We start from the raw sequence: 1,096 nt of genomic DNA on the forward strand, positions 1-1,096 counted from the left end.
CAGGGCAGAATCATACTTTTATATTTAATATTTTGAGCAAATAGTCTTCATTCCATCCAGCTTCAAGCCTTTTACTTTTTACAGATAGTTTTTTAGAGTTTTCATTTTTCAGTAAGTTTAAAGCAATTTTAAGTAGAACAGAATAATTTTGAGCAGCATTTCCTGCTCTTTTTCTAGAAGCATCCTCACAGAAAGCAACATCTAAAGTCCAGTGCAATTTGTTTTCTACCGCCCAATGTGAACGTATCTTAGACTGAAATTCACTAGCATTATTATGTAAACTTGAAATATAATACCGTGTTGATGTTTCTGTCACTTTATCGCTGTTTTTAAATTCACGAATACTATCTATTTTTATAATACTAGTTAATTTTTTCCATGGATTATCCTGTTCAATAAACTTAAAATCAGTAATTACACTGCATATTCTAGTTTCAATACGTCCATGATCTAAATCATGCTTCGTGTATATTTCTGGTTGTTTTGAAAACCTAAATTCGTCTTTAATATGCTCTAATAACTGAGGTTGATTTGCTTTAACGGCTAAAATATAATCGGCTTTTTTGTCAATGATTTTTTCGGCAATTTCTTTTTGAGTTCCCATAGCATCAATTGTGATGGTATTTCCAGCAATATTTAGAATATCCAGTAATTCTGGTATTGCCGTAATTTCGTTTGATTTTTCAGCTGTTTTAACTTGACCTAAAACAAGATTATTTTCGCAAGCCCAAGCACTAACCATGTGAATTGGTGATTTCTTTCCATGAGATTTTGCACCACGTATCGTTTTACCATCAATGGCAATTATTTGGCCTTTACTTATATCCGCAATTGAAGTAACCCAATCAATAAAGCAAGATTCAAACTGTTCACTATCAATAGCAGAGAATACTCTATTAAGGGTCACTTTCGAGGGAATACCATTTGGTAATTCTAAAAATTTCTTTAAAAAAGTTTCTTTTGATTTAGCAAACACAACCATTTGCTCCCAAGTTTCTGCCCCACAAATGACCGAAGTTATTCCGATAAGAAGAATGTCGACTAAATTGTGAAGTCGGTTTATATGGCTTCTATGATCTTCTATTTGACCAAAAAT

The 1,096-nt window shown here is 32.2% G+C and carries 1 protein-coding gene; it reads right to left on the reverse strand.

Translation table 11 applies throughout. The features are described from left to right. Positions 1 to 10: 10 nt before the first annotated feature. The coding region (locus tag ES044_RS18280) for an ISAs1 family transposase (RefSeq protein ID WP_223813571.1) at positions 11 to 1,096 on the reverse strand (1,086 nt) is incomplete at its 5' end.

It is taken from the genome of Polaribacter sp. IC066 (genome assembly GCF_007997085.1).
Lineage (GTDB): Bacteria > Bacteroidota > Bacteroidia > Flavobacteriales > Flavobacteriaceae > Polaribacter.